Raw genomic sequence first — 25,048 nt, forward strand, 5'->3', positions numbered from 1 at the left:
CCAAGCAGCCACAAGTCCGCTTTCGCGAGATGAACAACTCGCGAAAGCGGCAAAGTGGTTGCTTCGCGAGTGCCCAGGCAGCAACACGACCGCTTTCGCGAGATGTGCGGGTGTCTCGACTGGCTGGCGGCCGGCGGGTTAGACCAGCAGCTGGTGCTTCGCCAGGTCGCGGTAGAGCGGCGTGGAGACGACCAGCTCGGAGTGCGTGCCCGTGCCGACGACCTGGCCGTGGTCGAGCACCACGATCTGGTCGGAGTCGACCACCGTCGACAGGCGGTGCGCGATCACGATGAGGGTGCGGTCAACGGCCACCGCGTCGATGGCCTCGCGCATCAGCTGCTCGTTCATGCCGTCCAGGCTCGAGGTCGACTCGTCCAGCAACAGGATCGGCGGCGCCGCGAGGAGCGCCCGGGCGATCGCCAGGCGCTGGCGTTCGCCGCCGGAGAGCTTGACGCCGTCCTCGCCGACCGCCGCGCCGAGTCCGGCCGGGTCGCGGTCGAGCACCTCGCCGAGGTTCACCGCGTGCAGCACCGCCACGCACTGTTCGTCGGTGGCGTCCGGCGTGGCCAGGGTGAGGTTGTCCCGCAGCGAGCCGGCCAGCACCGGGGCGTCCTGCTCCACGTAGCCGATCTGTCCGCGCAGGTCGGTGCGGTCCAGGCTGCGGATGTCGAGGCCGCCGAGGCGCACCACGCCGGAGTCGGCGTCGTAGAAGCGCTCGATCAGAGCGAGGATGGTGCTCTTGCCGGCGCCGGAGGGGCCGACCAGCGCGGTGCGCAGGCCCCGAGGGGCGCTGAATGACACGCCGCGCAGCACCGGGGTGCGTTCGGCCGGGGCAGCGGCATCCGACACCGCGGCGGGGGCGGCCGCAGCCGACCCGTCTTCGGCGGCGAGCAGGGCCTCGGCGGCGGCCGCAGGCGCGAGCGCGCCGGGCACGAGAGCGGCGAGCGGCTCGCCGGTCACGGCATCCGTGGTCGCGGCGACGGAGGGGGCGTAGTGGAACCGCACGTCCTCGAACGAGATCGCCGGCGCATCCGGGTTGACCTTGGCGTTCGCGGCGCCGACGACGATCGCCAGCGGCGCGATGTCGCGGTCGAACTGGTCTTCGCTGGGCAGGTCGATGATCTCCTGGATGCGGCCGAGCGCGCCCAGTGCGGAGTTGATCGAGGTGATCGCGCCGAAGAACTGGCCCAGCGGCATGATCATCATGAACAGGAACAGGATGAACGAGACCAGGTTGGCGATGGTGATGCTGCCGTCGGCCACCCGGAAGCCGCCAACGCCGAGCACCACGAGCAATGACACCTGCAGGGCGATGCCGGCGATGGGCACGACCAGGGCGGAGACCTTGGCGACCTTGATGCCCATCTGCCAGGCACCCTCGGCGTCCTTCTCCACCACGGCGACCTCGCGGGCGGTGGCGTTCGCAGCGCGCACCGTGCGCACGGCGCTGATGGCGCGTTCCACACTGGCGGCCAAATCGCCCACCTTGGTCTGGGCGGCCAGGCTGGCGGTGCGGATGCGCTGGGAGAGCAGCACCACGGTGACCACCGACACGGCGATCACCAGCACGGTCAGGCCGAGCAGCACCGGGTCGATGATGAGCATCGCGATGATCGCGCCGATGAAGGTGAGTGACCCGCCGATGGCTTCAACGGCGCCCTGGGTGAGTACGGCGCGCAGCAGGGTGGTGTCCGAGCTCACCCGGGAGACCAGGTCGCCGGTGCGGCGGGCGTCGAACTGGCTGATCGGCAGGTTGAGCATCCGCCCGATCAGGCGTTTGCGGCTGGAGAGCACAACGCCCTCGCCGGTGCGCTGCAGCAGGTAGTGCTGGTAGCCGCTGATCAGTGCGGAGACCACGACGAGGGCGACGAGCCCGCCGACGATGCCGTCGAGCGGGTCGCCGGCTTCGACGAGGGTGATTACCTGGCTCACCAGCAGCGGCTGGGCCAGGCTGGCGGCGGCGCCGAGCACGCTGAGCACCACGACCACGCTGAGCACGGCCTTGTGTTCGAAGAGGTAGGGCAGCAGCTGGCTGAAGGAGGCCCGCGGCCCCTCGGCCGGCGTGCCGCGGCGGCCCATACGGGAGCGGGGCTTCGGGGCGGGGGTGTCGGGCTGAGCGTTTCTGGTGCCGGGGCTTGTCGTACTCACCAGTCGAGCTTAACCGCCGCCCGCGCCCCGCCAGGCACGCGAAAGCGGCCATGTGGTCACCTCAGCGAGCTGAGGCAACACCATGACCGCTTTCGCGAACCGTGCTGTGGGGGCCGAGCGGATGCTGCGGTCAGCGCTCCAGGTCGAGGTCGCGGGTCTCGCGGCTGAGGTACAGCGCCACCAGGGTGATCAGACCCATCACCGAGAGGTAGATGCCCACCCAGAACGGGCTGCCCTCGCCGAGGGTCCACAGCCACACCGCGATGAACGGGGCCACGGCCGCGCCGAGGATCGAGCTCATGTTGTAGGCGAAGGCGGAGCCGGTGTAGCGCACGTGGGTGGGGAACAGCTCGGGCAGCAGTGCGCCCATCGGGCCGAACGTCATGCCCATCAGGGTGAAGCCGAGGATCAGGAAGATCATCACGCCGATGAACCCGGCGCCCAGCAGCGGCACGAACAGGAAACCGAACACCACGATGCCCGCGGTCACCCAGAGCAGGGTGCGGCGGCGGCCGAACCTGTCGGCCCAGGGTCCCGACGCGAGGGTGAAGACGCCGAAGAACAGCACCCCGCCGATCATCATCAGCACGAACGTGGTGTAGCTGTAGCCGAGGCCCGCCACCGGCGCATCCGTGGCCGCACGGCCGTAGCTGAGGCTGAACGTGGTCATCAGGTAGAACAGCACGTAGGTGGCCAGCATGATGAAGGTGCCCAGGATGAGTTCACGCCAGTTGGACTTGAACACCGCGGCGAGCGGCAGCTTGGCGACCTTCTTGGTGGTGACGATCTTGGTGAACGCGTCGCTCTCCACCAGGCGCAGGCGCACCCAGAGGCCCACGATCACCATGACGGCGCTGAACAGGAACGGTACCCGCCAGGCCCATTCGAGGAACGCGTCGGACGGCCGGGTCGGGTCGTCGGAGGGCAGCAGCAGCGCGATGAGCAGGAACAGGCCGTTGGCGATGATGAAACCGAGCGGGGCACCGACCTGCGGGAAGGTGCCGTACCAGGCGCGCTTGCCCTTGGGGGCGTTCTCGGTGGCCACAAGTGCCGCACCGCTCCACTCGCCGCCGAGCGCGAAGCCCTGGGCGAGGCGCAGGATGACGAGCATCGCCGGGGCGAGCCAGCCCACCATCGCGTAGGTGGGCAGCAGCCCGATCAGGAAGGTGGCGATGCCCATGGTGAGCAGCGCGCCGACCAGGGTGGCCTTGCGGCCCTTCTTGTCGCCGAAGTGGCCGAAGAACAGGGCGCCGAGCGGGCGGGCGACCATGGCGGCGCCGAACACCGCGAAGGAGGCCAGCAGTGCGGCTGTCTCGTTGCCGGTGGGGAAGAACAGGTGCGGGAAGACCAGGACCGCGGCGGTGGCGTAGACGTAGAAGTCGTAGAACTCGATGGTCGTGCCGATGAGGCTGGCCAGGATGACGCGGCTGCGAGGATTCGTGGGCGCGGGAGCGACGGATGTGCCCGTCGCGGTGGATGCTGACATGGGGAACGGCGCTTTCAACAGAGGGGAGGGGCGTGGCTGAATCTCGGCGCGAGACGGCGGTCAGTCGTCTGGGGCGTGACGGGCAACGCACAGAAAAGAGGTCGGCCGCTTGTGGCGGCCTGATTCACCCTACATTCGCGTTGTGGCGCCCGACGAATCCGGTGGCGTGGTCGCGGCCGGGAGCACGGTGCGCAGCCGGGGCAGCGCCACCGTCACATGGGTGCCGTTCCGGCCGTCGGACTGCAGGTCGATGCTGCCGCCGATCCGGTCGACGAGCCCCTTGGTGAGGGGGAGGCCGAGCCCGGTGCCCGCCAGCGATTCGGCGGTCGCCGACCTGAAGAACCTGTCGAAGACCCGTTCCAGGTCGCCGGCGGGGATGCCGACGCCGTTGTCGCTCACGGTGAGCAGCATTCCGAGGCCGTCCTGCGCGGCTGAGCAGCCGATCCACACCTGCCCGTGCGGCGGGGTGAACTTCAGCGAATTCGAGACCAGGTTCGTCAGGATCCGGCGGAGGTCGGAGGCCGAACTGCGCACGTCGAACGGACCGTCGCCGAACTCGGCGGTCAGGCTCACCCCGGCGGCCTGCGCCTGGGGAGCGAGTTCCTCCACGCAGTCGGTCACGAGCGCCTCGAGGTCGACGGGCTCGATCTGGCCGGCGTCGGGCTGGGTGCTCATCCGGGACAGGTCGAGCAGGTCCTCCACCAACTGCGCCAGCCGGTGCGAGTTCCGCACGATCACCCGGGTGAACCGGGCCTGGTCGGCGTCGAGGGTGGTGTCCTCCAGCTCTTCGGCGAAGCCCAGGATGCTCGTGATCGGGGTGCGCAGTTCGTGGCTGACCGAGGAAACGAAGATGTCCTTCTGCAGGTTGAGGTCGCGCAGGGCGTGCACGACCTCCCGTTCCCGGTCGAGCAGGGCGTCGCGTTGGGCGAGCTCGGCGGCCAGCAGTAGCACGGAGCTGGCGTAGGTGACCAGGAAGATCTGCACGAAGGAGCCGCTGGTGCCGACGGCGCCGCTCTGGCCGGCGGTGAAATAGCCGATCCCCAGCGAGGTGAGGCCGGACGCGACCAGGGCGGCCCCGCAAAGTTCCCAGGCCACGATCCGGATGCCGAACCTGAAGGCCGCCCAGGTGAGCAGGGGCAGGATGAGGAAGGAGATCGGCAGCGACCGGCCCGGCCCGTACGCGACGCCGAGCACCAGGAGCAGGAAGCCCATCTGGATGAGCAGTTCCAGCCGCCGCTCCGGCCGGCCGGGCCCGCTCCGCACCAGGGCGAGCGGCACGAGCACGAAGACCGCGAACGCGTGGGAGGGGATGGCGTTGAGCAGAACCGTGCCGAACACGGCGCCCTCGAAGAGCACCAGGGTGCCGGCCGCGACCAGGCCGATGACCACGGCGCCGCAGATCACGGCGATCGAGAAGCGCAGCACGTCACGCACGGTGTCGAGTCGGGCCGGCTCACCGCGGCGCGCGACGATGCTGGTGAAGACCCAGGCCTCGAGCGCGTTGGCCAGCCCGAAACCGAGCGCCACCGACAGGGGGCGGCCGCCGCCGACGTTCGCCGCGACGCTCACGGCCGCCACCAGCACCGCCACCAGAATGCGTTCCCTGCCCCTGGCCACACACATCGCGAGCACCGCGGCCGCGGCGGCGGGCCACCAGGCGGCGACACCGGTCTGGTCGGTCGGTGCCGCGAGCGCGGCGCGGCCGAGGCCGTAGGTCAGTAGCAGCAACAGCAGAACGGCCGCGTACCGCCACCGGCGCGGAGCGGCCCAGAGCGAGACGACGACGTTGTTCATCGGCGTGGTGTCCCCCCTGTGCGCTCCGGCCGCGGGCGCGGTTGGATAATGTCAACGTAGCGTGTCCTGTGCCCTGAGCTGGGGACAGACCCGAAATGAGTGACGGCCGAATCAGGAGACAGTGCGGATGCCGCGTATTTTGATCGTCGAGGACGATGAGGATGTCCGTGCGCTGATCGCGCACAAGCTCCGCCGGGCCGGGCACGAGGTGTCGGAGGCCGGCGACGGCGAGGAGGGCCTCGCGGCCGCCCGCGCCAGCCCGCCCGAGCTGATGGTGCTGGACTGGATGATGCCCAAGCTCACCGGCATCGAGGTGTGCGCGCAGATCCGGGCGGACACGACGATGGTGCAGCCGCGCATCCTGCTGCTCACCGCGAAGTCGCAGGACAGCGACATCGCTCTGGCCATGCAGACGGGCGCCGACAGCTACCTGATCAAGCCGTTCCGGGCCAACGACCTCCTCGAGCGGGTCACCGCGCTCCTCGACACGCCCTGACCGTCGCCCCCAGCGGGCGCGCTGTGGCAACCATCTCGCTGGTCGAGCTTGTCGAGATCTCGCGATCCGTCCTCGTTAACGCATTTGCCTCACGGGATCTCGACAGGCTCGATCAGCGGAGTGGTCGAGCGTGTCTCCGCTGGTCGAGACTCGGTGACGGGCGCGCTGTGGCGACCATCTCGCTGGTCGAGCTTGTCGAGACCTCGCGATCCGTCCTCGTTAACGCACTTGTCTCACGGGATCTCGACAGGCTCGATCAGCGGAGTGGTCGAGCGTGTCTCCGCTGGTCGAGACTCGGTGACGGGCGCGCTGTGGCGACCATCTCGCTGGTCGAGCTTGTCGAGACCTCGCGATCCGTCCTCGTTAACGCACTTGTCTCACGGGATCTCGACAGGCTCGATCAGCGGAGTGGTCGAGCGTGTCTCCGCTGGTCGAGACTCGGTGACGGGCGCGCTGTGGCGACCATCTCGCTGGTCGAGCTTGTCGAGACCTCGCGACCAATCCGCCAGCGGATGCGCCACATCTCCCCAGCCGACTCGGGCCGGAGGATATCCACAGACACGCCCCAAGGCATCGGCGAGCCGCCCACCGACTGCGACCCTCCTCGCATGCCCTTCATCTACATCCTGCAGTGCTCTGACGGTTCGTTTTATGTAGGCAGTACCTGGGACCTCGAGCGCCGAATTGCGCAACACAACACGGCGGATCAGGGAGCGGCCTACACCCGTCGTCGGCGCCCGGTACACCTCGTCTATTGCGAGGAGACCGACCGAATAGAGGATGCCTACGCCCGCGAGAAGCAGATCCAGGGTTGGGGGCGCGCGAAACGCATCGCGCTCATTGAGGGCCGCTTCGACGACCTGCCTGGCTTGAGCAAACCGCACGACCCCTGAGCAGCCCACCGGGTCTCGACAAGCTCGACCAGCGCGACTCGCTCGACCAGCGCGACGAGCTCGACCGCGCGCCGGCTCGACGAGGGGGAGGCGGGCTGTCGGCTAGCGGTCGCGCAACGCCTTGAGCACCAGGGCCGTGGCCAGCGCCGCTGTCGCGGCCTCCTCGCCCTTGTCCTCCTTCGAGCCGGGCAGACCGGCCCGGTCCAGGCCCTGCTGCTCGTCGTCGAGGGTGAGCACGCCGAAGCCAACGGGCTTGCCGGTGTCCAGAGCCACCCGGGTGAGGCCATCCGTCGCCGCCGCCGACACGTACTCGAAGTGCGGGGTGCCACCGCGGATGATGACACCGAGCGCCACCACCGCGTCGGCGCCGCTGTCCAACGCTACCTTGCTCGCCACGGGCAGTTCGAAGCTGCCGGGCACGCGAACGAGCGAGAACGTCGCCCCGGATGCCTCGAGCACCCGGGTGGCCCCGGCGATGAGCCCGTCGGTGATCACGTCGTGCCAGCGGCCGGCGATGATCACGACCTCCAGTCCGGTGCCGTCGACGTCGATTGCGGGCGAGCCTGCTCCACTCATAGTGCGAGTCCTTTCACGATCTGGTGTGCGGTGATGTCATGTCCCATGCGGTCGCGCTTGGCCGCCAGGTAGTCCTCGTTGTGGCTGCCGACGCCCACGACGAGCGGCACGCGTTCGGTCACCGTCACGCCGTGCGTCTCGAGCTGGCGCACCTTCTCCGGGTTGTTGGTGAGCAGGCGCACCGAGCTCACGCCGAGCTCGTCGAGGATGGCGGTGGCGGCGCCGTAGTCGCGGGAGTCCGCCGGCAGTCCCAGCGCGAGGTTCGCGTCGAGGGTGTCCAGGCCGTCTTCCTGCAGCTTGTAGGCGCGCAGCTTGTTGATCAGGCCGATGCCGCGGCCTTCCTGGCCGCGTAGGTAGATGACCACGCCGCCGGATGCCTCGATGGTGTCCAACGCGGCCTGCAGCTGGGGGCCGCACTCGCATTTGAGTGAGCCGAACGCCTCGCCGGTGAGGCACTCGGAGTGCACTCGCACCAGCGATCCCTCGGTGGGGGTGCCGGAGACGATCGCCACGTGGTCGGCGCCGGTCATCCGGTCGCGGTAGGCGCGGATCTGGAAGGACCCGTGCTCGGTGGGAACCGTGGTCTCCACCTCGAAGTCCACCCGCGGGGATTCCCGGATCGGGCTGACCGAGGCCAGGTCGTCACCGCCGTGGAACTCCTGCAGGTACTCGATCAGGTCGGCGATGGTGATCACCGGAACGCCCTCGCGCTCGCCGAGCACGAGCAGGCCGGGCAGGCGCATCATCTCGCCGTCGTCGGCGACGATCTCGGCGATGCCCGCCACAGGGACCAGCCCGGCGAGCTTCATCAGGTCGACGGCGGCCTCGGTGTGGCCGTCGCGTTCCCGCACGCCGCCGTCCATGGCGCGCAGCGGCAGGATGTGGCCGGGCCGGTTGAGGCTGGCCGGGGTGGAGGTCGGTTCGGCCAGCACGCGCAGGGTGTGCGCGCGGTCCGCGGCGCTGATGCCGGTGCTCAGGCGGTCGGCGGCGTCCACGGTGACCGTGTAGTTGGTGCCGCGCGGGTCTTCGTTGTTCAGCACCATCACGGGCAGGTCGAGGGTGTCGGCGATGTCGTTGGTCATCGGCGCGCAGATGAACCCCGAGGAGTTGCGCACGGTCCAAGCGATCCACTCCTGGGTGGCCAGCTGGGCGGAGATGATCACGTCGCCCTCGTTCTCACGGCCCTCGTCGTCGGCGACGATGACGGGCTTGCCGAGCCGGAGTGCCGCGAGTGCGGTGGGGATGTCGGCGAGGCTCATGGGGTGCTCCTTAGAACTGCGGATGGTTCGGATGGTTCAGAAGTGACGGCGGGGGTGGCGGTTGCCCGGGTGGCGGCGCTCGCCGCGAGGGCCAGCATCCGCTCGACGTGCCGGGCGAGGATGTCGGTCTCGAGGTTGACCCTGTCGCCGACGGCGAGGCCGCCGAGGGTCGTGGCGGCGAGGGTCTCGGGGATCAGCGACACCTCGAACCACTGCTCGGGCAGCTCGGCGGGGGAGATGGAGCTCACCGTGAGGGAGACCCCGTCGATGGCGATCGAGCCCTTGTCGACCACGAGCGGCGCCAACGTCTCGTCGAGACTGAAGCGCACGACCCGCCAGGCGTCGCCGGGCCGCACGGCCAGCACGGTGCCGGTGCCGTCGATGTGGCCCTGCACGATGTGGCCGCCGAGCCGGCCGCCCACCAGCGCGGCGCGTTCCAGGTTCACCGGGGAGCCCGCCGTGGCGCCGGCGAGGGTGGACATCGACAGGGTCTGCGCCATCACGTCGGCGGTGAAGGTCTCCGGGGTCTGCTCCACCACGGTGAGGCAGACGCCGTTCACCGAGATGGAGTCGCCGTGGCCCGCGCCGTCGACCACGAGCGGGCCGCGGATGGTGAGCCTGGCGGCATCCGCCGAGTGCTCGATGCGCTCGACGGTGCCGAGCTCCTCAATGATTCCGGTGAACATGCTGGTCCTCAGTTCGTCTGGTTCAGGGCGGCCGGGATGGCCCGGGTGGTCTGGTCGATGTGGTCGGTCTGGTCTGCGCCAGGGCCCTCGGCGCCGGCCGGCTGGGCGACCAGCAGAAGGTCGTCACCCAGGCGCAGCAACTGCCCGATCCGCAGCCTGCGCTGCTCGGTGATGCCGGTCACCCCGATGTCGCCGAGGGCGAGCCGGTCGCCGCCGAGCAGGGTGGGGGCCAGGTAGACGAGGTACTCGTCGACCAGCCCGGCGCGCACGAAGGCGCTGGCCAGGGTGGGCCCGCCCTCCACGAAGACCCGGCGGATGCCGCGGCCGTGCAGCTCGTGCAGCAGCGCGGTCAGGTCGTGCCCGGGCAGAAACCACGGGGTGAGCGGATGCCGGTGCACGGCCGCGCCGGCCGGCACCGGGCGCCGCCCCACCACCACGGGCCGCGGCTGCCGGGCCAGCAGGGTGCCGTCGGCGGCGCGGGCGGTGAGTGCCGAGTCGTCGGCCAGGGCGGTGCCGGTTCCCACCAGGATCGCGTCGGCCGCCGCTCGGCGCTCGTGCACGTCCTGACGGGCGGCCGGCCCGGTGATCCAGCGGCTGGAGCCGTCGGCGGCGGCGGCGCGGCCGTCGAGGCTCGACGCCCACTTCACGGTCACGTGCGGCCGGCCCAGGCGCGCCGAGACCAGCCAATCGGCCAGGAAGGCCTGCGCCTCGTCGGCGAGCACACCGCCGGTAACATCCACGCCGGCGGCCCGGAGACGGTCGGCGCCGCCGGAGGAATGCGGTCCGGGGTCGGCGACGGCGTAGACCACGTGGGCCACGCCGGCCTCGATGAGGGCGAGCGCACACGGGCCGGTGCGGCCGGTGTGGTTGCAGGGTTCCAGAGTGACCACGGCGGTGGTGCCGCGGGCGGCGTCTGCGTCGAGGTGGGCGAGGGCATCCACCTCGGCGTGGCAGGTGCCGGCGCCACGGTGCCAGCCCTCGGCGAGAATGTCGCCGGCCGGGCTGAGGATCACGCAGCCGACCCGGGGATTGACGCCCTCGGCGGGTCCGTTGCCCGCCAACTGCAGGGCTCGGCGCATCGCGTCCTCGAGCTCGTGCTGCTGGTGCATTCCCTGTCCCGTCGTTATGACGCTCTCCGGGAGGGGGTTTTCGCGTTCGCGAAAGCCGTCGACGGTCGACAAACACACCGTCGAATCGTGCGCCTCCCATCCGGACTTTAACCGTCGGTGCTGGAATTTCACCAGCTCAACCGGAGCCCAAACAACAGGATCCAGCTCGCGGACTTTCACCGCCGGTTCGGATTCTCACCGACCCCGGAGCACGTTTCTTATAGTCAGTTATATCTCAACGCACGGCACCCTCGGGTATTCCCGACGAATTGTGACGCCCTCTCGGATTCGTCAGGCGGTGGCGACGAGTGCTCGCGCGGTGCTCTCGTCCACGAACAAGTCCGTGATCAGATCGGCCTTCAACGCCCCGCGCAGGCTGGGCAGCTTGGCCGTTCCGGAGACCACGCAGAGACGCCGGGGCGTCTGCCGGAGCACGTCGAAATCGGGGCCGGTGCCGCGGGCGTTCAGCAGGATTCCGTCGGTGGAGCCGTCGGCGCGGTAGAAGATCGTGGCCACGTCACCCACCACCCCCGCACGGCTGAGCGAGGCGTAGTCGGCCTCCTCGAGGTAGCCGCCCGCGTACACGTGGCTGGGCACCTCGGAGAACGGCGAGCCCAGGCCGAACAGGGCAACGTCCATCCTGGCCTGCATCTCGAGAAGCCGGCTCACGCTGCGTTCGCGCCAGAGCGCCTGCTTGGTGGCGGGGCTGTCGAAGAACGCGGGCACCGGGAACTGGTGCACGTGGGCACCGAACGCGTAGCCGAACCGGCCGAGGATTTCGCTCGCGTAGCCGAGCCCGGTGGTGCGCATATTGCCGGCGCCGTTGAGCTGGATGATCTGCGACCCGTGGGTCTGCTTGGGGGTGACGTGACGGCTGATGGCGTTCATCGTGGACCCCCAGGCGATGCCCATGACCATGTTCGAGTCGAAGAACTGGCCGAGAATCCGTGCAACGGAAAGAGCCACCCGCTCCAATCTGTCGACATCCGTGGCGTGATCGGGCACCGGAACGACGTGCGCGGTGATCTTGAAACGCTCCTGGATGAGCAGCTCCAGGCGGCTCGGAGCGTCCAGTGGGGAGCGGATTTGGATGTCGACCAGACCGGTCGCGCGAGCGTGACTGAGCAGGCGGGACACCGACGAACGGGAGGTATGCAGCTCGTGGGCGATGGCATCCATCGTCAGATCCTGCATGTAGTAGAGGTGCGCGGCCGTGAGGGCGTCACGCACCCGATCGGACTGCGCTGACTCGTCGACGAGGCTCACAGCCCCTCCTTGCACGTTTGTTCACTCGGCTTGACCGTATGTGTTTGATCTACTCAAGCTTGATTAATCCATATGGATGGCCCCCGCGCAAACCCGGCTGGGCCATTCGGCGGATTTCGGCCGAGCTTCACCCGGTCGCCAGCCCGGTCGCATGACGAACAAAGGTAGTGAACAGTGCAGTCCATCCCCGTCTCCTCGCCCGCCGATACCGCCCGCGCCGCGCTCGCCGAGCGCCCCCAGGCCAAGGTGCTCATCATCGGCGCCGGCATCAACGGCATCGCCACGTTCCGCGATCTGGCGCTGCAGGGCGTCGACGTCACCCTCATCGACCGGGGCGACTACGTCTCCGGCGCCTCCGCTGCGTCCTCGCACATGATCCACGGCGGCATCCGCTACCTGGAGAACGGCGAGTTCAGGCTCGTCAAGGAATCGGTCACCGAGCGCAACGGCCTGCTCAAGATCGCGCCGCACTACGTGAAGCCGCTCAAGACCACCGTGCCGATGTTCTCCGCACTATCCGGGGTGCTCGCCGCCCCGCTGCGCTTCCTCACCCACAAGCAGGGCAAGGCGCAGGAGCGCGGCGCGCTGCTGATCAAGGTGGGACTGGTGCTGTACGACTCCTTCTCCCGCGATGGCGGCTCGGTGCCCAAGCACGAGTTCCACGGTCGTAAGAAGTCGCTTCAGCGCCTGCCCCGGCTGAACCCCGGCCTCAAGTACACCGCCACCTACTACGACGCGTCGATGCACGACCCGGAGCGCCTCGCGCTCGACGTGCTCCGCGACGGTCTGGACACCGGCCCGCACGCCCGCGCCGCCAACTACATCGAAGCCGTGGGCATGGATGCCGACGGCGTGCGCCTGCGCAACACCGTCACCGGGCAGGAGTTCAGCTTCGCCGCCGACGTGGTCGTGAACACCTCCGGCCCCTGGACCGACCTGACCAACTCGGCGCTCGGCCAGGCCAGCACCTACATGGGCGGCACCAAGGGCTCGCACATCGTGCTCGACCACCCCGAGCTGCTCGCGGCCACCGGCGGCGGCGAAATCTTCTTCGAGAACAACGACGGCCGCATCGTGCTGATCTACCCGCTCGCCGGTCGCGTGCTGCTGGGCACCACCGACCTCGAGCACGACATGAGCCAGCCCATCCGCACCACCGAAGACGAAATCGACTACTTCTTCGACCTGGTCAAGCACGTCTTCCCCGACATCGAGGTGAACCGCTCGCACATCGTGTTCAGGTTCTCCGGCGTGCGCCCGCTGCCCAGGCACGACGATGAGGCTCCCGGCTTCGTCTCCCGCGACTACCGCATCGAGTCCACCCCGCTGGGCGCGCGGCCCGGCACCCTGCTCAGCCTGGTCGGCGGCAAGTGGACCACCTTCCGTGCTCTCGCCGAGCACCTCAGCGGCGACATCCTCGCCCTGCTCGGCCAGACCCGCACGGTGTCAACGGTGGGGCTCGCGATCGGCGGCGGCAAGGACTTCCCGGCCACGCCCGCCGCGCACACGGTCTGGCTCGCCGCGCACGGCGACGAGGTCGGCCGCCCGCGCGCCCAGGCGCTGCTCACCCGGTACGGCACCCGCGCCGGCGCCATCATCGACTTCCTCACCGAGCAGGCGGATGCGCCCCTGACGCATAACCCGCTCTACAGCCGCCGGGAGATCGAGTACCTGGCCCGCGAGGAGTCGGTCACCCACCTGATCGACCTGCTGCTGCGCCGCACCAGTCTCGCCTTCGTCGGCGGGCTCACCACCGAGCTGCTCGAGGAGCTGGCCGGGGTGCTCGCCCCCGTGCTCGGCTGGGATGCCGCGCGCAGGTCCGACGAGGTCGCCCAGGCGACGCACGAGTTGCGGGAGGTGCACGGCGTCGACCTCGCCGGCGCCGACGCGGTGCAACCGCTCTAGCTCTTCGATGTGAGGGAGCGGAGGACTTCTCCGCTCCTCACTGCTTGCACGACGGCGTGCGTGGAGCCTTTCTGCGTCCGTCGAAAAACACGAAAGGTCAATGTGGACAATCTCGGTGTTGTATTCCTCTCGGAGCTGGTGGGCACAGCCCTCCTGGTGCTCCTCGGCTGTGGCGTCGTCGCCAACGTCGCCCTCACGAAGAACAAGGGCTTCGGCGCCGGGTTCCTCATGGTCACGATCGGCTGGGGCCTCGCGGTCTTCGCCGGTGTGATCGTCTCGTACAACTCCGGTGCGCACCTGAACCCGGCGGTGACCCTCGGCCTCGTGGCATCGGGCGCCACCGAGTTCGGCTCGGGCGTGCCGGTCAACGTCGTCTCGGTGCTGGTTTACATCCTCGCCCAGATGATCGGCGCCATCCTCGGCGCCGTTGTGGTGTGGCTGGCGTACAAGCAGCATTTCGACCAGGAACCGGATCCGGCCAACAAGCTCGGCGTGTTCTCCACCGGTCCGGCCATCCGCTCGTACGGCTGGAACCTGGTCACCGAGATCATCGGCACCTTCGTGCTGGTGTTCGTGGTCATCGCCTTCGGTGGCGGTCGTCAGGGTGAGGGCGGCGGCCTCGCGGCACTCGGCGCGCTGCCCGTTGCGCTGCTGGTGATCGTGATCGGCACGTCGCTCGGTGGCCCCACCGGCTACGCCATCAACCCGGCCCGTGACCTCGGCCCCCGCATCGCCCACGCCCTGCTGCCCATCAAGGGTAAGCGGGGCTCCGACTGGGCCTATTCCTGGGTGCCCGTCGCCGGCCCGGTTATCGGCGGTGTGCTCGCCGGCTGGGCCTCCCTGGTGCTGCTGCCCATCCTCACCTGATCCATTCGCCTCACCCGAACCATCCGCCCCATCCGTCTCACCCGCTTTAGCCGTTTCAGCAAACACGTCCCAACACAGGAGTTCCGACATGAGTGACAAATACATTTTCGCCATCGACCAGGGCACCACCAGCACCCGCGCGATCATCTTCGACCACGCCGGTTCGATCATCTCCACCGGTCAGCTCGAGCACGAGCAGATCTTCCCCCGCGCGGGCTGGGTCGAGCACGACCCGATGGAGATCTGGGGCAACACCCGCCAGGTCATCGGCCAGGCGCTGTCCAAGGCGAACCTCACCCGGCACGACATCGAGGCGGTCGGCATCACCAACCAGCGCGAGACCGCCGTGGTCTGGGACCGCACCACCGGGCTGCCGATCTACAACGCCATCGTCTGGCAGGACACCCGCACCCAGCCGATCGTCGACCGTCTCGCAGCGGATGGCGGCGGCGACAGGTTCAAGGCCACCGTCGGCCTGCCGCTGGCCACCTACTTCTCCGGCACCAAGATCGCCTGGATCCTGGAGAACGTGGACGGCGCCCGCGAGAAGGCCGACGCCGGCGACCTGATGTTCGGCACCACGGACTCCTGGGTGCTCTGGAACCTCACCGGCGGCCTGGAAGGCGGCGTGCACGCCACCGACGTCACCAACGCCAGCCGCACCCTGTTCATGAACCTGGAAACCCTCGAGTGGGACGATGAGATCCTCGGGATCTTCGGCGTGCCGCGCTCGATGATGCCCGAGATCCGCTCCTCCAGCGAGGTCTACGGCACCGTCAACGAGCACAGCCTGCTGCGTGAGGTGCCGATCGCCGGCATCCTCGGCGACCAGCAGGCCGCCACGTTCGGCCAGGCCGCGTTCGACCAGGGCGAGGCCAAGAACACCTACGGCACCGGTAACTTCCTGATCTTCAACACCGGCACCGAGATCATCCACTCCAAGAACGGGCTGCTCACCACGCTCGGCTACAAGCTCGGCGATGCCGAACCGCACTACGCGCTCGAGGGATCCATCGCCGTCACCGGGTCGCTGATCCAGTGGCTGCGCGACAACCTCGGCCTGATCAACTCGGCGAGCGAGATCGAGACACTCGCCGCCACGGTCGACGACAACGGCGGCGCCTACTTCGTGCCGGCGTTCAGCGGCCTGTTCGCGCCGTACTGGCGTTCGGATGCCCGCGGAGCGCTCGTGGGCCTCACCCGGTTCGTCAACAAGGGCCACATCGCCCGCGCGGCGCTGGAGGCCATCGCGTTCCAGACCCGCGAGGTCATCGACGCGGTCAACGCCGACTCCGGCGTGCCGCTGACCGAGCTCAAGGTCGACGGCGGCGCCACCGGCAACAACCTGCTGCTGCAATTCCAGGCCGACATCCTCGGCGTGCCCGTGGTGCGCCCGGTCGTCGCCGAGACCACCGCGCTGGGCGCCGCCTACGCGGCCGGCCTGGCCGTGGGCTTCTGGAGCGGCCTGGGCGAGCTGCGCGCCAACTGGCAGGAAGACGCCCGTTGGGAGCCCGACATGGAGGACGCCGAGCGCGCCCGCCTGCTGCGCAACTGGAAGAAGGCCGTCACCAAGACCCTCGACTGGGTCGACGAAGACGTCCTGTAGTCCCACGGCCCCATAGGCCTTCCGCGGACACCACTTTCGGCGCCGCATCCGTCGCTCTTGTGAGCTGCGCGGGTGCGGCGCCGTTGCGCGTGTGGCGCGCCACCCGCGAAGCGGCGCAACCCCCGCGCAACGCGCTGCGCGGCTACTGCGGCGCGAGGACGGCCGGCAGGGCGGCCAGGGTGGTGAGCCGGATGAGGCCCAGCGCGCGGGCCTCGACCAGGTCGGCTTCCGGCGGGGGAGGGCCGGCCGACCCGACCCGGTCCAGCCACACCCCGGTCAGCCCCGCGGCGGCCGCGCCGATGGCGTCGGTGCGCAGCCGGTCGCCCACGTACACGGAGAGCTGCGGGTCGGCGCCGAACAGGGCGCAGGCGTGCCGGAAGATCTCCGGCCGCGGTTTGCTCAGGCCGAACTCGGCCGAGGTGATCACGTGCTCCACCTGGGCGTCCAGCCCCGTGTCGGCGAGTTTCACACTCTGGTAGGCGAGCTCCCCGTTGGTGATCAGCCCGAACCGCACCCCGGGGATGCGCCGCGCCAGTTCGTCGAGGCACGGCAGCGCGTCCTCGTGCAACCGCCAGTGCGCCCGGTAGTGCACGAAATAGTCGCTGAACCAGGCGCTGGCCTCGTCCTCGGTGAGCTGCACCCCGTGTGCGGCGGCGAAGTCCCGGGCGCGCGCGCTGCGCTGCCCGGCGAAGTCCAGATTGCCGGCCAGGTAGGCGTGATAGTGCTGCTCCTCGAGGGCGTTCCACAGCTCTACGACGGCGTGCGGATCGGCGGCGGCGCCGCGGCCGCCCTGCGCGGCCACGTGCCCGAGGATGCCGGCGGCGACGGCCTCACGGTGAGCGAACAGGGTGTCGTCCAGGTCGAACAACACCAGTGCCGGGCTCGTCGCAGTCGTCACACCCGTCACACCAGCCTCAGCGGCCACAGGCGCGCGGAGAGGCGCTCGGTGAGACCACACCGGCACATCCGCGCGTTCCGCCACCGTCAGGCCCTTAGCGGCGAGCCAGGAAGCCCATGCGCTCGAAAGCGGTCGCCAGGGTGACGTCGGCCACTGCGGCGGCCCGGTCGGCGTTGCCGGCCAGGATCCGGTCCAGTTCGGCCGGGTCGTCGAGGAGCTCGAGGGTGCGCCCCCGGATCGCGCCAAAGGTCTCGGTGACCACCTCGGCCAGGCCCTTCTTGAAGTCGCCGTAGCCCTTGCCGGCGTACTCGTTCTCGAGCGACTCGATCGAACGCTCCGCCATCACGGAGTAGATCGTGAGCAGGTTGGCCACGCCGGGCTTGTTCTCCCGGTCGAAGACCACACCGCCCTCGGCGTCGGTCACGGCGCGCATGATCTTCTTGGCCGTCACCGACGGCTCGTCGAGCATCCAGATCACACCGGCGTGCGACTCGGCCGACTTCGACATCTTCGAGGTCGGGTTCTGCAGGTCGTAGATCTTGGCGGTGTCGCGGATGATCGAGGCCTCCGGCACCGTGAAGGTGTCGCCGAACCGGGAGTTGAACCGGGCCGCCAGGTCGCGGGTGAGCTCCACGTGCTGGCGCTGGTCTTCGCCCACCGGCACGATCTCGGTCTGGAAGAGCAGGATGTCGGCGGCCATCAGCACCGGGTAGGCGAACAGGCCCACCGTGGTGGCGTCGGCACCCTGCTTCTGCGACTTGTCCTTGAACTGCGTCATCCGGCTGGCCTCGCCGAACCCGGTGAGGGTGTTCAGCGCCCAGGCCAGCTGTGCGTGCGCGGCCACGTGCGACTGCACGTACAGGGTCGACTCGGCCGGGTCGATGCCGGCGGCGATGTACTGCGCGGCGGTGGCGCGGGTGTTCTCCCGCAGCTTCGCCGGGTCCTGCGCCACGGTGATGGCGTGCAGGTCCACGATCGAGAAGAACGCGTCGTGGGTCTGCTGCAGCTTCTTCCAGTTCAGCAGCGCACCGATGTAGTTGCCGATCTGCAACGAGTCGGCGGAGGGCTGCATGCCGGAGTAGAGGCGGGTCTTGGTCATGATGGGGTGTCTTTCGTCAAACGGTGGGCCGCGGTGCGGCGAGAAGAAGAACTAGATGTTGTAGTCGACGACCACGGGGGCGTGGTCGGACCAGCGCTGGTCGTAGGCATCCGCCCGGTCGACCGTGTAGTTGACGACGGATGCCGCCAGTGCGGGCGTCGCGAGCTGGTAGTCGATGCGCCAGCCGGTGTCGTTGTCGAACGCCTGGCCGCGCCACGACCACCAGGTGAACGGTCCGTCCATCTCGCCGGCGGCCTTGCGGCCCACGTCCACCCAGCCCAGGCCCGCGCCGTTGTTGTAGTCGGCCTCGTCCTCGGCGCCGAGGATCTTGTCGAAGTAGGCGCGTTCTTCCGGCAGGAAGCCGGCCCGCTTGACGTTGCCCTTCCAGTTCTTGATGTCGAGCTTGCGGTGACCCACGTTGAGGTCGCCGAGCACCACGACCCGGTCGCTGTGCGCGGCCAGTTCGGGCAGCCGGACGAGCATGGAGTCGAGGAAGGTGAACTTCTCGACCTGCTTGGGGGTGTCCACCTCGCCGGAGTGCACGTAGGTGCTCACCACGGTGACGATCTTGCCGTTCACCTCGTAGTCGGCCTCGAGCCAGCGGCCGGCGCTGTCGAAGTCGGGGTGGCCCAGTTCGACCCGGTGGATCGACGCGCTCTTGCGGCTGGCGATGGCCACGCCGGCGCGCCCCTTGGCCGTGGCCGGGTCGTGCAGGATGTTCCAGTCCGGGCCGAGCAGACCCTCGATGTCTTCGGTCGAGGCGCGCACCTCCTGGATCGCGAGAATGTCGACGTCCCGGGTGGCGAGCCAGTCGCCCATGCCCTTCCGGAATGCGGCGCGGATGCCGTTGGTGTTGATGCTGGCGATGCGCAGGGGCTGAATGGACTCTGATGCGGGAGAAGACGGCATGCGCCGATTCTACCGAGTGCCACCGACACCGGCCGGGGCTACCGCTCGGCCGGCTCCGTCACGCCGTACTTCTCGGCGCGCTGCTGGGCGCGGCGCAACCGCCGGTTGCTGCCGGGCCGTTGCAACCAGGATGCGCTCTCCCGGGCCAGCCGCGCTTGCCGCAGTTCCACGGTGGCGGCCAGGCGCAGCGCGTCGGCCTCCTTCTCCTCTTCGATCTTCTTCGTCTCGTCTGCGCTCAGGCTCGACGGCGGGATGCCGGCGTCTTGCATGCCGACCGCGATCCAGGAGGCGGAGATCAGGGTGACGGTGGAGGTGAGGTTGAACCAGATCAACAGACCGATGATCACCGCGAAGCCGGCCAGGAGCGGGTTCTTGGCCGCGCCGCCGAGGAGGGCAGCGCCGAGTACCTTGAGCACGCCCAGCGCGATCGCACCGAGCAGCGAGCCCACCAGCAGGTTCCGCCAGGGGATGCGCACGTGCGAGAGCACCCGGAACAGGGCGGCGAGGGTGATGGTGTCGATGAGGAGCACGATCAGCAGGGCGACGGTCTGGCTAGACGCGACGAACCAGAACGAGTCGGCGCCCTGTCCGAACAGGCCCAGAAACCAGCGCAGCAGTTCGGTGCTCACGATCGAGATGACGGCGGAGACCACGAGAGCCAGACCGAACAGAAGGCCGAGGCCGAGCTCGCGCAGCTTCACAAGAACGAAGAACGTGGTCTCCTGGCCCATGCCGAAGATGCCGCGCACGGCCTGCGAGGTGGTGTTCAGCCAGCCCAGGGTAGTGGCGAGCAGACCGACCAGGGCGAGAGCGCCGCTCCAGGTGAGTGCGCCGGTACTGGCCAGATCCTTCGGGTCGATGCCACCGTCACCGATCAGGCCGGGTATCGACTGGTTGATGATCACGAACAACTGATCGAGCAATTGCGGGTTCGCGGCCAGCCACAATCCGGCAACCGAGAACACCAGCCAGAGAGCGGCAAAGATCGCGAAGATCGCCTGGTAGGCCATGCCGGCGGCCAGAATCGGTCCGCGGCTCTGGCCGAAGTGGGTGTACACCCGCGCAGGCCGTGAGGCCATGACGCGCTTGATGAGGTCGCCGATCTTCATCGCTCCAGCCTAGCCAGAGGGTGTGCCCCAACCGGGCGTTAACCACAAACGGCGGCCAGAGGCCGCCGTTCGTGAGAAATCCGTAAGGACTTTTAGGGCTTACCGCGCATGATGGCCTGCTTGACCTCGGCGATGGCCTGCGTCACCTGGATCCCGCGCGGGCAGGCTTCGGTGCAGTTGAAGGTCGTGCGGCAACGCCAGACGCCTTCCTTGTCGTTGAGGATGTCCAGGCGCACGGCGGCGTTCTCGTCGCGGGAGTCGAAGATGAACCGGTGTGCGTTCACGATCGCGGCCGGGCCGAAGTACTGGCCGTCGGTCCAGAAGACCGGGCAGCTCGACGTGCACGCGGCGCAGAGGATGCACTTGGTGGTGTCGTCGAAGCGTTCGCGCTGGGCGACGGTCTGGATGCGCTCCTTGCCGTCCTTGGGCGTGTTCTGCGCCATCAGGAACGGCTGCACCTCGCGGAAGGACGCGAAGAACGGCTCCATGTCCACGATCAGGTCCTTCTCCAGCGGGAGGCCCTTGATGGCCTCCACCGTCACCGGCTTGGTGATGTCGAGATCCTTGATCAGGGTCTTGCAGGCCAACCGATTGCGCCCGTTGATGCGCATAGCGTCCGAGCCGCAGATGCCGTGCGCGCAGGAGCGGCGGAAGCTCAACGAGCCGTCCTGTTCCCACTTGATCTTGTGCAGGGCGTCCAGGATGCGGTCCGTCGCGTACATTTCGACGTCGTAGTTCTCCCAGTGCGGGTCTTCGTCGGTCTCCGGGTTGAACCGGCGCACCGACAGGGTGACCGTGAACGACTGGATCTCTTCGGGAACCGCCGGAGGCTTCTCGAGGGTGGGGGTGCTCACTAGTACTTCCTCTCCATCGGCTGGTAACGCGTAATGGTCACGGGCTTCCAGTCGAGCGAAATGTGGTCGGCGGCATCCGCCGACAGGGCGTCGCCCGACAGGTACGCCATGGTGTGCTGCAGGTAGTTCACGTCGTCGCGCAGCGGGTAGTCGTCGCGCATGTGGCCGCCGCGGCTCTCCTTGCGGTTGCGGGCGGAGAACACCACCACCTCGGCCAGGTCGAGCAGGAAGCCCAGTTCGACGGCCTCGAGCAGGTCGGTGTTGAACCGGCGGCCCTTGTCCTGCACGCCGATGTTCTTGTAGCGCTCGCGCAGCAGGTGGATGGTCTCGGTGACCTCGGAGAGGGACTCGTCGGTGCGGAAGACCTGGGCCTTGGCGTCCATGACCTCCTGCAGTTCACGGCGGAGCACCGCGATGCGCTCGGTGCCGGTCGAGGTGCGGATGGTGGCGAGCAGCTCCCGCACGAACTTGGCCGGGTCCTCGGGCAGCGGCACGAACTCCGCGGTCTTGACGTACTCCACGGCGTTGTTGCCGGCGCGCTTGCCGAACACGTTGATGTCCAGCAGCGAGTTGGTGCCGAGCCGGTTGGAGCCGTGCACCGACACGCAGGCGCATTCGCCGGCGGCGTAGAGTCCGGGAACGACGGTGGTGTTGTCGCGCAGCACCTCCGCCTTGACGTTGGTGGGGATGCCGCCCATCGCGTAGTGCGCGGTGGGCATCACGGGCACGGGCTCGGTGACCGGGTCGACGCCGAGGTAGGTGCGGGCGAACTCGGTGATGTCGGGCAGCTTGGTCTCGAGCACCTCTGCGCCCAGGTGGGTGCAGTCCAGGTAGACGTAGTCCTTGTTGGGGCCGGCGCCGCGGCCTTCCGCGACCTCCTTGACCATGCAGCGGGCCACGATGTCACGCGGGGCGAGGTCCTTGATGGTGGGCGCGTAGCGCTCCATGAACCGCTCGCCGCTGGCGTTTCGCAGGATGGCGCCCTCACCGCGGGCGCCCTCGGTGAGCAGGATGCCCAGGCCGGCCAGGCCGGTCGGGTGGAACTGGAAGAACTCCATGTCCTCCAGCGGCAGGCCCTTCCGCCAGATGATGCCCACGCCGTCGCCGGTGAGGGTGTGCGCGTTGGAGGTGGTCTTGTAGATCTTGCCGAAGCCGCCGGTGGCGAAGATGAACGCCTTGCCGGAGAAGACGTGCAGCTCGCCGCTCGCGAGGTCGTAGGCGACCACACCGGAGGGCTGGTCGACACCGTCGACGTTGGTCATGATCAGGTCGAGCACGTAGAACTCGTTGAAGAAGTTGATGCCGCGCTTGACGCAGTTCTGGTACAGCGTCTGCAGGATCATGTGGCCGGTGCGGTCGGCGGCGTAGCAGGCGCGGCGCACCGGGCTCTTGCCGTGGTCGCGGGTGTGGCCGCCGAAGCGGCGCTGGTCGATCTTGCCCTCGGGGGTGCGGTTGAACGGCAGGCCCATGTTCTCGAGGTCGATGACGGCGTCGATGGCTTCCTTGGCGAGGATCTCCGCGGCGTCCTGGTCGACGAGGTAGTCGCCGCCCTTGACGGTGTCGAAGGTGTGCCACTCCCAGTTGTCTTCCTCCACGTTCGCCAGGGCGGCGGCCATGCCGCCCTGCGCCGCGCCGGTGTGCGAGCGGGTGGGGTAGAGCTTCGAGATCACGGCGGTGGATGCGTTCGGTCCGGCCTCGATGGCGGCCCGCATGCCCGCTCCTCCCGCCCCGATGATGACGATGTCGAACTGGTGGTAGTGCACCCCGTCGACGATGGTGGATTCAACGGGGTTGGTCACAGGTGCATCCGTCATGAAAGTTTTTGCAGCTCCTCGAGGGCCTAAAGGGCCTGGCAGAAAGTGGGCAGAAGGTCGGCAGGCTGGCCGGCCGGGCAGGCGTCGAAGGTGAACACCACGAGCGTGCCGAGCACGATCAGGATGACCACCGCGGCGAGGATCGCCGATTTGAGGATGCCGCGGCCGACGCGTGTCGTGGCGTAGTCGTTCACGAGGGTGCGCATGCCGTTGCCGCCGTGGATGAGTGCGAGCCAGAGCATCGCCACGTCCCACCACTGCCAGAACGGGTTGGAGAGCTTGCCGGCGACGAAGGCGAAGTTGAGGGCGCTGACGCCCTCGCCCACCATCAGGTTCACGAACAGGTGGCCGAAGATCAGCACCACCAGCACGATGCCGGAGACGCGCATGTAGATCCAGCCCCACTTCTCCCAGTTCACGCCGCGTTTGCGCGGGGCGCGGGCGTACGGGCTGCGGGGGGCGGCGAGTGTCGAGGTCATGATCCTGCCCTCCTAGTGGCTGAACACGTTGATCAGGTGGCGGGGCGCGAAGCCGAGCATGGTGACCACCCAGAGGCCGATCACCACGTAGAACAGCACCCGCTGGTACTTCGCGTTCCAGAAGTCGATCGCGATGATCCGCAGGCCGTTGAAGGCGTGGAACACGATCGCGGCGACGAGGGCCAGTTCGCCCAGGCCCATGATGGGCGTCTGGTACTGGCTGATCACCGCGTTGTACGCCTCTGGACTGACCCGCACGAGGGCGGTGTCGAGGATGTGCACGAGGAGGAAGAAGAAGATCGCGACCCCGGTGATCCGGTGCAACACCCAGGACCACATGCCCTCGCGGCCGCGGTAGAGCGTTCCGGCCGGGCGACGTGACGTCGTCCTCCGCTGAGCTGTCAGGGTCCCTGCCGATTTTGGCATGACCAACCCTCCCTGGCTGAGTCGTGACCCCTGCTGAACGAGGTGTCATCGTTGAACAAACACGTGCGTCTATTCTATGTCTCGATGACGAGATAAGTCTGGTTAGGACTGCCTAACCGGCTCGGGCCGGCGAGGCTGCCAGAGGCTTAAGGCCCGAAAGATTCGAGGGGCGGATGCGCGGTCGCCGGCACGGCTATCGGCGTTGCGCGAGCGGCACCAGGGTCTCGGCGCGGTGGGAGAGTCCCTCGTCGACGACCAGCTGGTAGTAGTCGAACAGGGTGCTGCAGACGCTCTCCCAGCTGCGGCCGAGCACGGCACGCCGGCCGGCCTCGCCCATCCGGTGCCGCAGCGAGGCGTCGGCGACGAGCGCGGCCACGTGCCGGCGCAGGTCGTGGTCGACGTCGGGTTCGAACAAGAACCCGTCCACGCCGTGCTCGACGAGGTCGATCGGGCCGCCGGCCCGTGGGGCGACGACGGGCAGGCCGGCGGCATGCGCCTCCTGCAGCGTCTGCCCGAAGGTCTCCTCGGTGCCGGCGTGCAGGAACACGTCGAACGCGGCGTAGGCGTGGGCGAGCTCCTGGCCGGCGAGGCGGCCCAGCCAGGTCACCGGCAGTCCGGCCAGCGCGCGGGCCACCAGGGGAGTGGACGGCCCGTCGCCGACCAGGGCGATGCTGATGCCGGGCACCCCGCGCAGGGCCCGGAATCGTTCCACCTGCTTCTCCGGAGCGATCCGGCCCACGTAGCCGATCACGACCTCGCCGTTCGGGGCGAGCCGCTCGCGCAGCGCCAGGGCCGCGGGGTCCCGCCGGTGGTTCGGGTGATAGCCGTCCAGGTCCACGCCCCTGGTCCACCGGTCCAGCCGCTGCACCCCGATGCGGCGGAGATCCCGCATCGACGCGGCGGAGGGCACCAGGGTGAGGTCGGCGCCGTCGTGCACCCACTTGACGAACCGCCAGGCCAGCCGGGTCGCCTGGCCGAGGTGGTTGCGGTGCGCGTAGCCGGCCACATCCGTCTGGAACACGGCCACGCTCGGCACGCCCAGGCGCCGGGCGGCGGCGATGCCCTGCGCGCCCAGCAGGAACGGAGACGCGGCGTGCAGCACATCCGGCTGGAAGTCGGCGAGCAGGGTGAGCACCCGGGGGTTCGGCAGCCCAACCGGGAACTGCCGGTAGGAGACGGCGGGCACGGTGTGCACCGGAAATCCGGCGTAGCTGGCCGGGGCGCCCGACGGGGCTATCACCATCGCCTCGTGCCCGCGGCGGCGCAGCTCGTCGAGTACCTTGCAGACACTCGTGGTGACCCCGCTGATAGTGGGGAGGAAGCTTTCGCTGACGACGGCGACCCTCATGCCCACAGAGTAGGCAGCGGG

Annotated in this window: 22 protein-coding genes and 1 riboswitch; of the genes, 5 read left to right on the forward strand and 17 right to left on the reverse strand. The window is 68.8% G+C overall.

Annotated elements, in window-relative coordinates:
• Positions 1-138: 138 nt before the first annotated feature.
• From BJQ94_RS03295 to BJQ94_RS03305, 3 genes are all read right to left on the reverse strand, one after another.
• Positions 139-2,079, reverse strand: coding sequence for an ABC transporter ATP-binding protein (locus tag BJQ94_RS03295; protein ID WP_265399422.1), 1,941 nt, complete (start codon positions 2,077-2,079; stop codon positions 139-141).
• Positions 2,080-2,278: 199 nt separating this feature from the next.
• Complete coding sequence (locus tag BJQ94_RS03300) at positions 2,279-3,634, reverse strand: MFS transporter (protein WP_265399387.1); 1,356 nt, start codon at positions 3,632-3,634, stop codon at positions 2,279-2,281.
• 129 nt (positions 3,635-3,763) lie between these two features.
• Positions 3,764-5,428, reverse strand: coding sequence for an ATP-binding protein (locus tag BJQ94_RS03305; RefSeq protein ID WP_265399386.1), 1,665 nt, complete (start codon positions 5,426-5,428; stop codon positions 3,764-3,766).
• Positions 5,429-5,555: 127 nt separating this feature from the next.
• Between BJQ94_RS03305 and BJQ94_RS03310 the strand changes: the two genes are divergently transcribed.
• Together BJQ94_RS03310 and BJQ94_RS03315 are read left to right on the forward strand one after the other, a co-directional pair.
• Positions 5,556-5,924, forward strand: a complete 369-nt coding sequence (locus BJQ94_RS03310; RefSeq protein ID WP_265399385.1) for a response regulator transcription factor — start codon at positions 5,556-5,558, stop codon at positions 5,922-5,924.
• Positions 5,925-6,532: 608 nt separating this feature from the next.
• Entirely contained in the window at positions 6,533-6,817 is a 285-nt protein-coding gene (locus BJQ94_RS03315) for a GIY-YIG nuclease family protein (protein ID WP_265399384.1), read from the forward strand.
• Positions 6,818-6,919: 102 nt separating this feature from the next.
• Here BJQ94_RS03315 and ribH read toward each other — a convergent pair whose 3' ends face one another.
• The 5 genes from ribH to BJQ94_RS03340 form a co-directional block, all read right to left on the reverse strand.
• Entirely contained in the window at positions 6,920-7,393 is a 474-nt protein-coding gene (gene ribH, locus BJQ94_RS03320) for a 6,7-dimethyl-8-ribityllumazine synthase (RefSeq protein WP_265399383.1), read from the reverse strand.
• Entirely contained in the window at positions 7,390-8,652 is a 1,263-nt protein-coding gene (gene ribA / locus BJQ94_RS03325) for a GTP cyclohydrolase II (RefSeq protein ID WP_265399382.1), read from the reverse strand. Before ribA ends, ribH begins: the two co-directional genes overlap by 4 nt.
• Entirely contained in the window at positions 8,649-9,338 is a 690-nt protein-coding gene (locus BJQ94_RS03330) for a riboflavin synthase (protein WP_265399381.1), read from the reverse strand. The genes ribA and BJQ94_RS03330 overlap by 4 nt, the downstream gene beginning before the upstream one ends.
• A gap of 8 nt (positions 9,339-9,346) precedes the next feature.
• Positions 9,347-10,447: a bifunctional diaminohydroxyphosphoribosylaminopyrimidine deaminase/5-amino-6-(5-phosphoribosylamino)uracil reductase RibD gene (gene ribD / locus BJQ94_RS03335; RefSeq protein ID WP_265399380.1), complete on the reverse strand. Its 1,101-nt coding sequence runs from the start codon at positions 10,445-10,447 to the stop codon at positions 9,347-9,349.
• 84 nt (positions 10,448-10,531) lie between these two features.
• Positions 10,532-10,663, reverse strand: a riboswitch (FMN riboswitch).
• Positions 10,664-10,738: 75 nt separating this feature from the next.
• Positions 10,739-11,641, reverse strand: coding sequence for a sugar-binding domain-containing protein (locus tag BJQ94_RS03340; RefSeq protein WP_265399421.1), 903 nt, complete (start codon positions 11,639-11,641; stop codon positions 10,739-10,741).
• Between the two features lie 246 nt (positions 11,642-11,887).
• Here BJQ94_RS03340 and BJQ94_RS03345 point away from each other — a divergent pair, with 246 nt between their 5' ends.
• From BJQ94_RS03345 to glpK, 3 genes are all read left to right on the forward strand, one after another.
• Positions 11,888-13,618: a glycerol-3-phosphate dehydrogenase/oxidase gene (locus BJQ94_RS03345; RefSeq protein ID WP_265399379.1), complete on the forward strand. Its 1,731-nt coding sequence runs from the start codon at positions 11,888-11,890 to the stop codon at positions 13,616-13,618.
• Between the two features lie 102 nt (positions 13,619-13,720).
• Complete coding sequence (locus BJQ94_RS03350; RefSeq protein ID WP_265399378.1) at positions 13,721-14,485, forward strand: MIP/aquaporin family protein; 765 nt, start codon at positions 13,721-13,723, stop codon at positions 14,483-14,485.
• Between the two features lie 88 nt (positions 14,486-14,573).
• Entirely contained in the window at positions 14,574-16,091 is a 1,518-nt protein-coding gene (gene glpK, locus BJQ94_RS03355; RefSeq protein WP_265399377.1) for a glycerol kinase GlpK, read from the forward strand.
• Positions 16,092-16,233: 142 nt separating this feature from the next.
• On the opposite strand, the gene BJQ94_RS03360 is transcribed toward glpK, so the two are convergent.
• From BJQ94_RS03360 to BJQ94_RS03400, 9 genes are all read right to left on the reverse strand, one after another.
• Positions 16,234-16,989, reverse strand: a complete 756-nt coding sequence (locus BJQ94_RS03360; RefSeq protein ID WP_265399376.1) for an HAD family hydrolase — start codon at positions 16,987-16,989, stop codon at positions 16,234-16,236.
• Between the two features lie 94 nt (positions 16,990-17,083).
• Positions 17,084-18,088, reverse strand: a complete 1,005-nt coding sequence (gene trpS / locus BJQ94_RS03365; protein WP_265399375.1) for a tryptophan--tRNA ligase — start codon at positions 18,086-18,088, stop codon at positions 17,084-17,086.
• 51 nt (positions 18,089-18,139) lie between these two features.
• Positions 18,140-18,997: an exodeoxyribonuclease III gene (locus BJQ94_RS03370; RefSeq protein ID WP_265399374.1), complete on the reverse strand. Its 858-nt coding sequence runs from the start codon at positions 18,995-18,997 to the stop codon at positions 18,140-18,142.
• A 38-nt stretch (positions 18,998-19,035) separates the two neighbouring features.
• Complete coding sequence (locus BJQ94_RS03375; RefSeq protein ID WP_265399373.1) at positions 19,036-20,106, reverse strand: YihY/virulence factor BrkB family protein; 1,071 nt, start codon at positions 20,104-20,106, stop codon at positions 19,036-19,038.
• A gap of 92 nt (positions 20,107-20,198) precedes the next feature.
• Entirely contained in the window at positions 20,199-20,960 is a 762-nt protein-coding gene (locus BJQ94_RS03380; protein ID WP_265399372.1) for a succinate dehydrogenase iron-sulfur subunit, read from the reverse strand.
• Entirely contained in the window at positions 20,960-22,774 is a 1,815-nt protein-coding gene (sdhA, locus tag BJQ94_RS03385) for a succinate dehydrogenase flavoprotein subunit (RefSeq protein WP_265399371.1), read from the reverse strand. The genes BJQ94_RS03380 and sdhA overlap by 1 nt, the downstream gene beginning before the upstream one ends.
• 26 nt (positions 22,775-22,800) lie before the next feature.
• Positions 22,801-23,253, reverse strand: coding sequence for a succinate dehydrogenase hydrophobic membrane anchor subunit (locus tag BJQ94_RS03390; protein WP_265399370.1), 453 nt, complete (start codon positions 23,251-23,253; stop codon positions 22,801-22,803).
• Between the two features lie 12 nt (positions 23,254-23,265).
• A complete protein-coding gene (gene sdhC / locus BJQ94_RS03395) occupies positions 23,266-23,679 on the reverse strand; it encodes a succinate dehydrogenase, cytochrome b556 subunit (RefSeq protein WP_265399369.1) in 414 nt (137 codons plus the stop codon).
• 193 nt (positions 23,680-23,872) lie between these two features.
• The gene (locus BJQ94_RS03400) at positions 23,873-25,027 is read right to left on the reverse strand and encodes a glycosyltransferase family 1 protein (protein WP_265399368.1); all 1,155 of its coding nucleotides are present in this window, start codon (positions 25,025-25,027) and stop codon (positions 23,873-23,875) included.
• Positions 25,028-25,048: the final 21 nt, after the last annotated feature.

This window comes from Cryobacterium sp. SO2, assembly GCF_026151165.2.
In the GTDB taxonomy this organism is placed as follows: Bacteria; Actinomycetota; Actinomycetes; order Actinomycetales; family Microbacteriaceae; genus Cryobacterium.

Excerpts from the sequence above, each read along its gene's own strand:
- BJQ94_RS03295 (WP_265399422.1), bottom strand. The coding sequence starts at position 2,079 with ATGGGCCGCCGCGGCACGCCGGCCGAGGGGCCGCGGGCCTCCTTCAGC.
- BJQ94_RS03300 (WP_265399387.1), bottom strand. The coding sequence starts at position 3,634 with ATGTCAGCATCCACCGCGACGGGCACATCCGTCGCTCCCGCGCCCACG.
- BJQ94_RS03305 (WP_265399386.1), bottom strand. The coding sequence starts at position 5,428 with ATGAACAACGTCGTCGTCTCGCTCTGGGCCGCTCCGCGCCGGTGGCGG.
- BJQ94_RS03310 (WP_265399385.1), top strand. The coding sequence starts at position 5,556 with ATGCCGCGTATTTTGATCGTCGAGGACGATGAGGATGTCCGTGCGCTG.
- BJQ94_RS03315 (WP_265399384.1), top strand. The coding sequence starts at position 6,533 with ATGCCCTTCATCTACATCCTGCAGTGCTCTGACGGTTCGTTTTATGTA.
- ribH (WP_265399383.1), bottom strand. The coding sequence starts at position 7,393 with ATGAGTGGAGCAGGCTCGCCCGCAATCGACGTCGACGGCACCGGACTG.
- ribA (WP_265399382.1), bottom strand. The coding sequence starts at position 8,652 with ATGAGCCTCGCCGACATCCCCACCGCACTCGCGGCACTCCGGCTCGGC.
- BJQ94_RS03330 (WP_265399381.1), bottom strand. The coding sequence starts at position 9,338 with ATGTTCACCGGAATCATTGAGGAGCTCGGCACCGTCGAGCGCATCGAG.
- ribD (WP_265399380.1), bottom strand. The coding sequence starts at position 10,447 with ATGCACCAGCAGCACGAGCTCGAGGACGCGATGCGCCGAGCCCTGCAG.
- BJQ94_RS03340 (WP_265399421.1), bottom strand. The coding sequence starts at position 11,641 with ATGCAGGATCTGACGATGGATGCCATCGCCCACGAGCTGCATACCTCC.
- glpK (WP_265399377.1), top strand. The coding sequence starts at position 14,574 with ATGAGTGACAAATACATTTTCGCCATCGACCAGGGCACCACCAGCACC.
- trpS (WP_265399375.1), bottom strand. The coding sequence starts at position 18,088 with ATGACCAAGACCCGCCTCTACTCCGGCATGCAGCCCTCCGCCGACTCG.
- BJQ94_RS03370 (WP_265399374.1), bottom strand. The coding sequence starts at position 18,997 with ATGCCGTCTTCTCCCGCATCAGAGTCCATTCAGCCCCTGCGCATCGCC.
- BJQ94_RS03375 (WP_265399373.1), bottom strand. The coding sequence starts at position 20,106 with ATGAAGATCGGCGACCTCATCAAGCGCGTCATGGCCTCACGGCCTGCG.
- sdhA (WP_265399371.1), bottom strand. The coding sequence starts at position 22,774 with ATGACGGATGCACCTGTGACCAACCCCGTTGAATCCACCATCGTCGAC.
- BJQ94_RS03390 (WP_265399370.1), bottom strand. The coding sequence starts at position 23,253 with ATGACCTCGACACTCGCCGCCCCCCGCAGCCCGTACGCCCGCGCCCCG.
- sdhC (WP_265399369.1), bottom strand. The coding sequence starts at position 23,679 with ATGCCAAAATCGGCAGGGACCCTGACAGCTCAGCGGAGGACGACGTCA.
- BJQ94_RS03400 (WP_265399368.1), bottom strand. The coding sequence starts at position 25,027 with ATGAGGGTCGCCGTCGTCAGCGAAAGCTTCCTCCCCACTATCAGCGGG.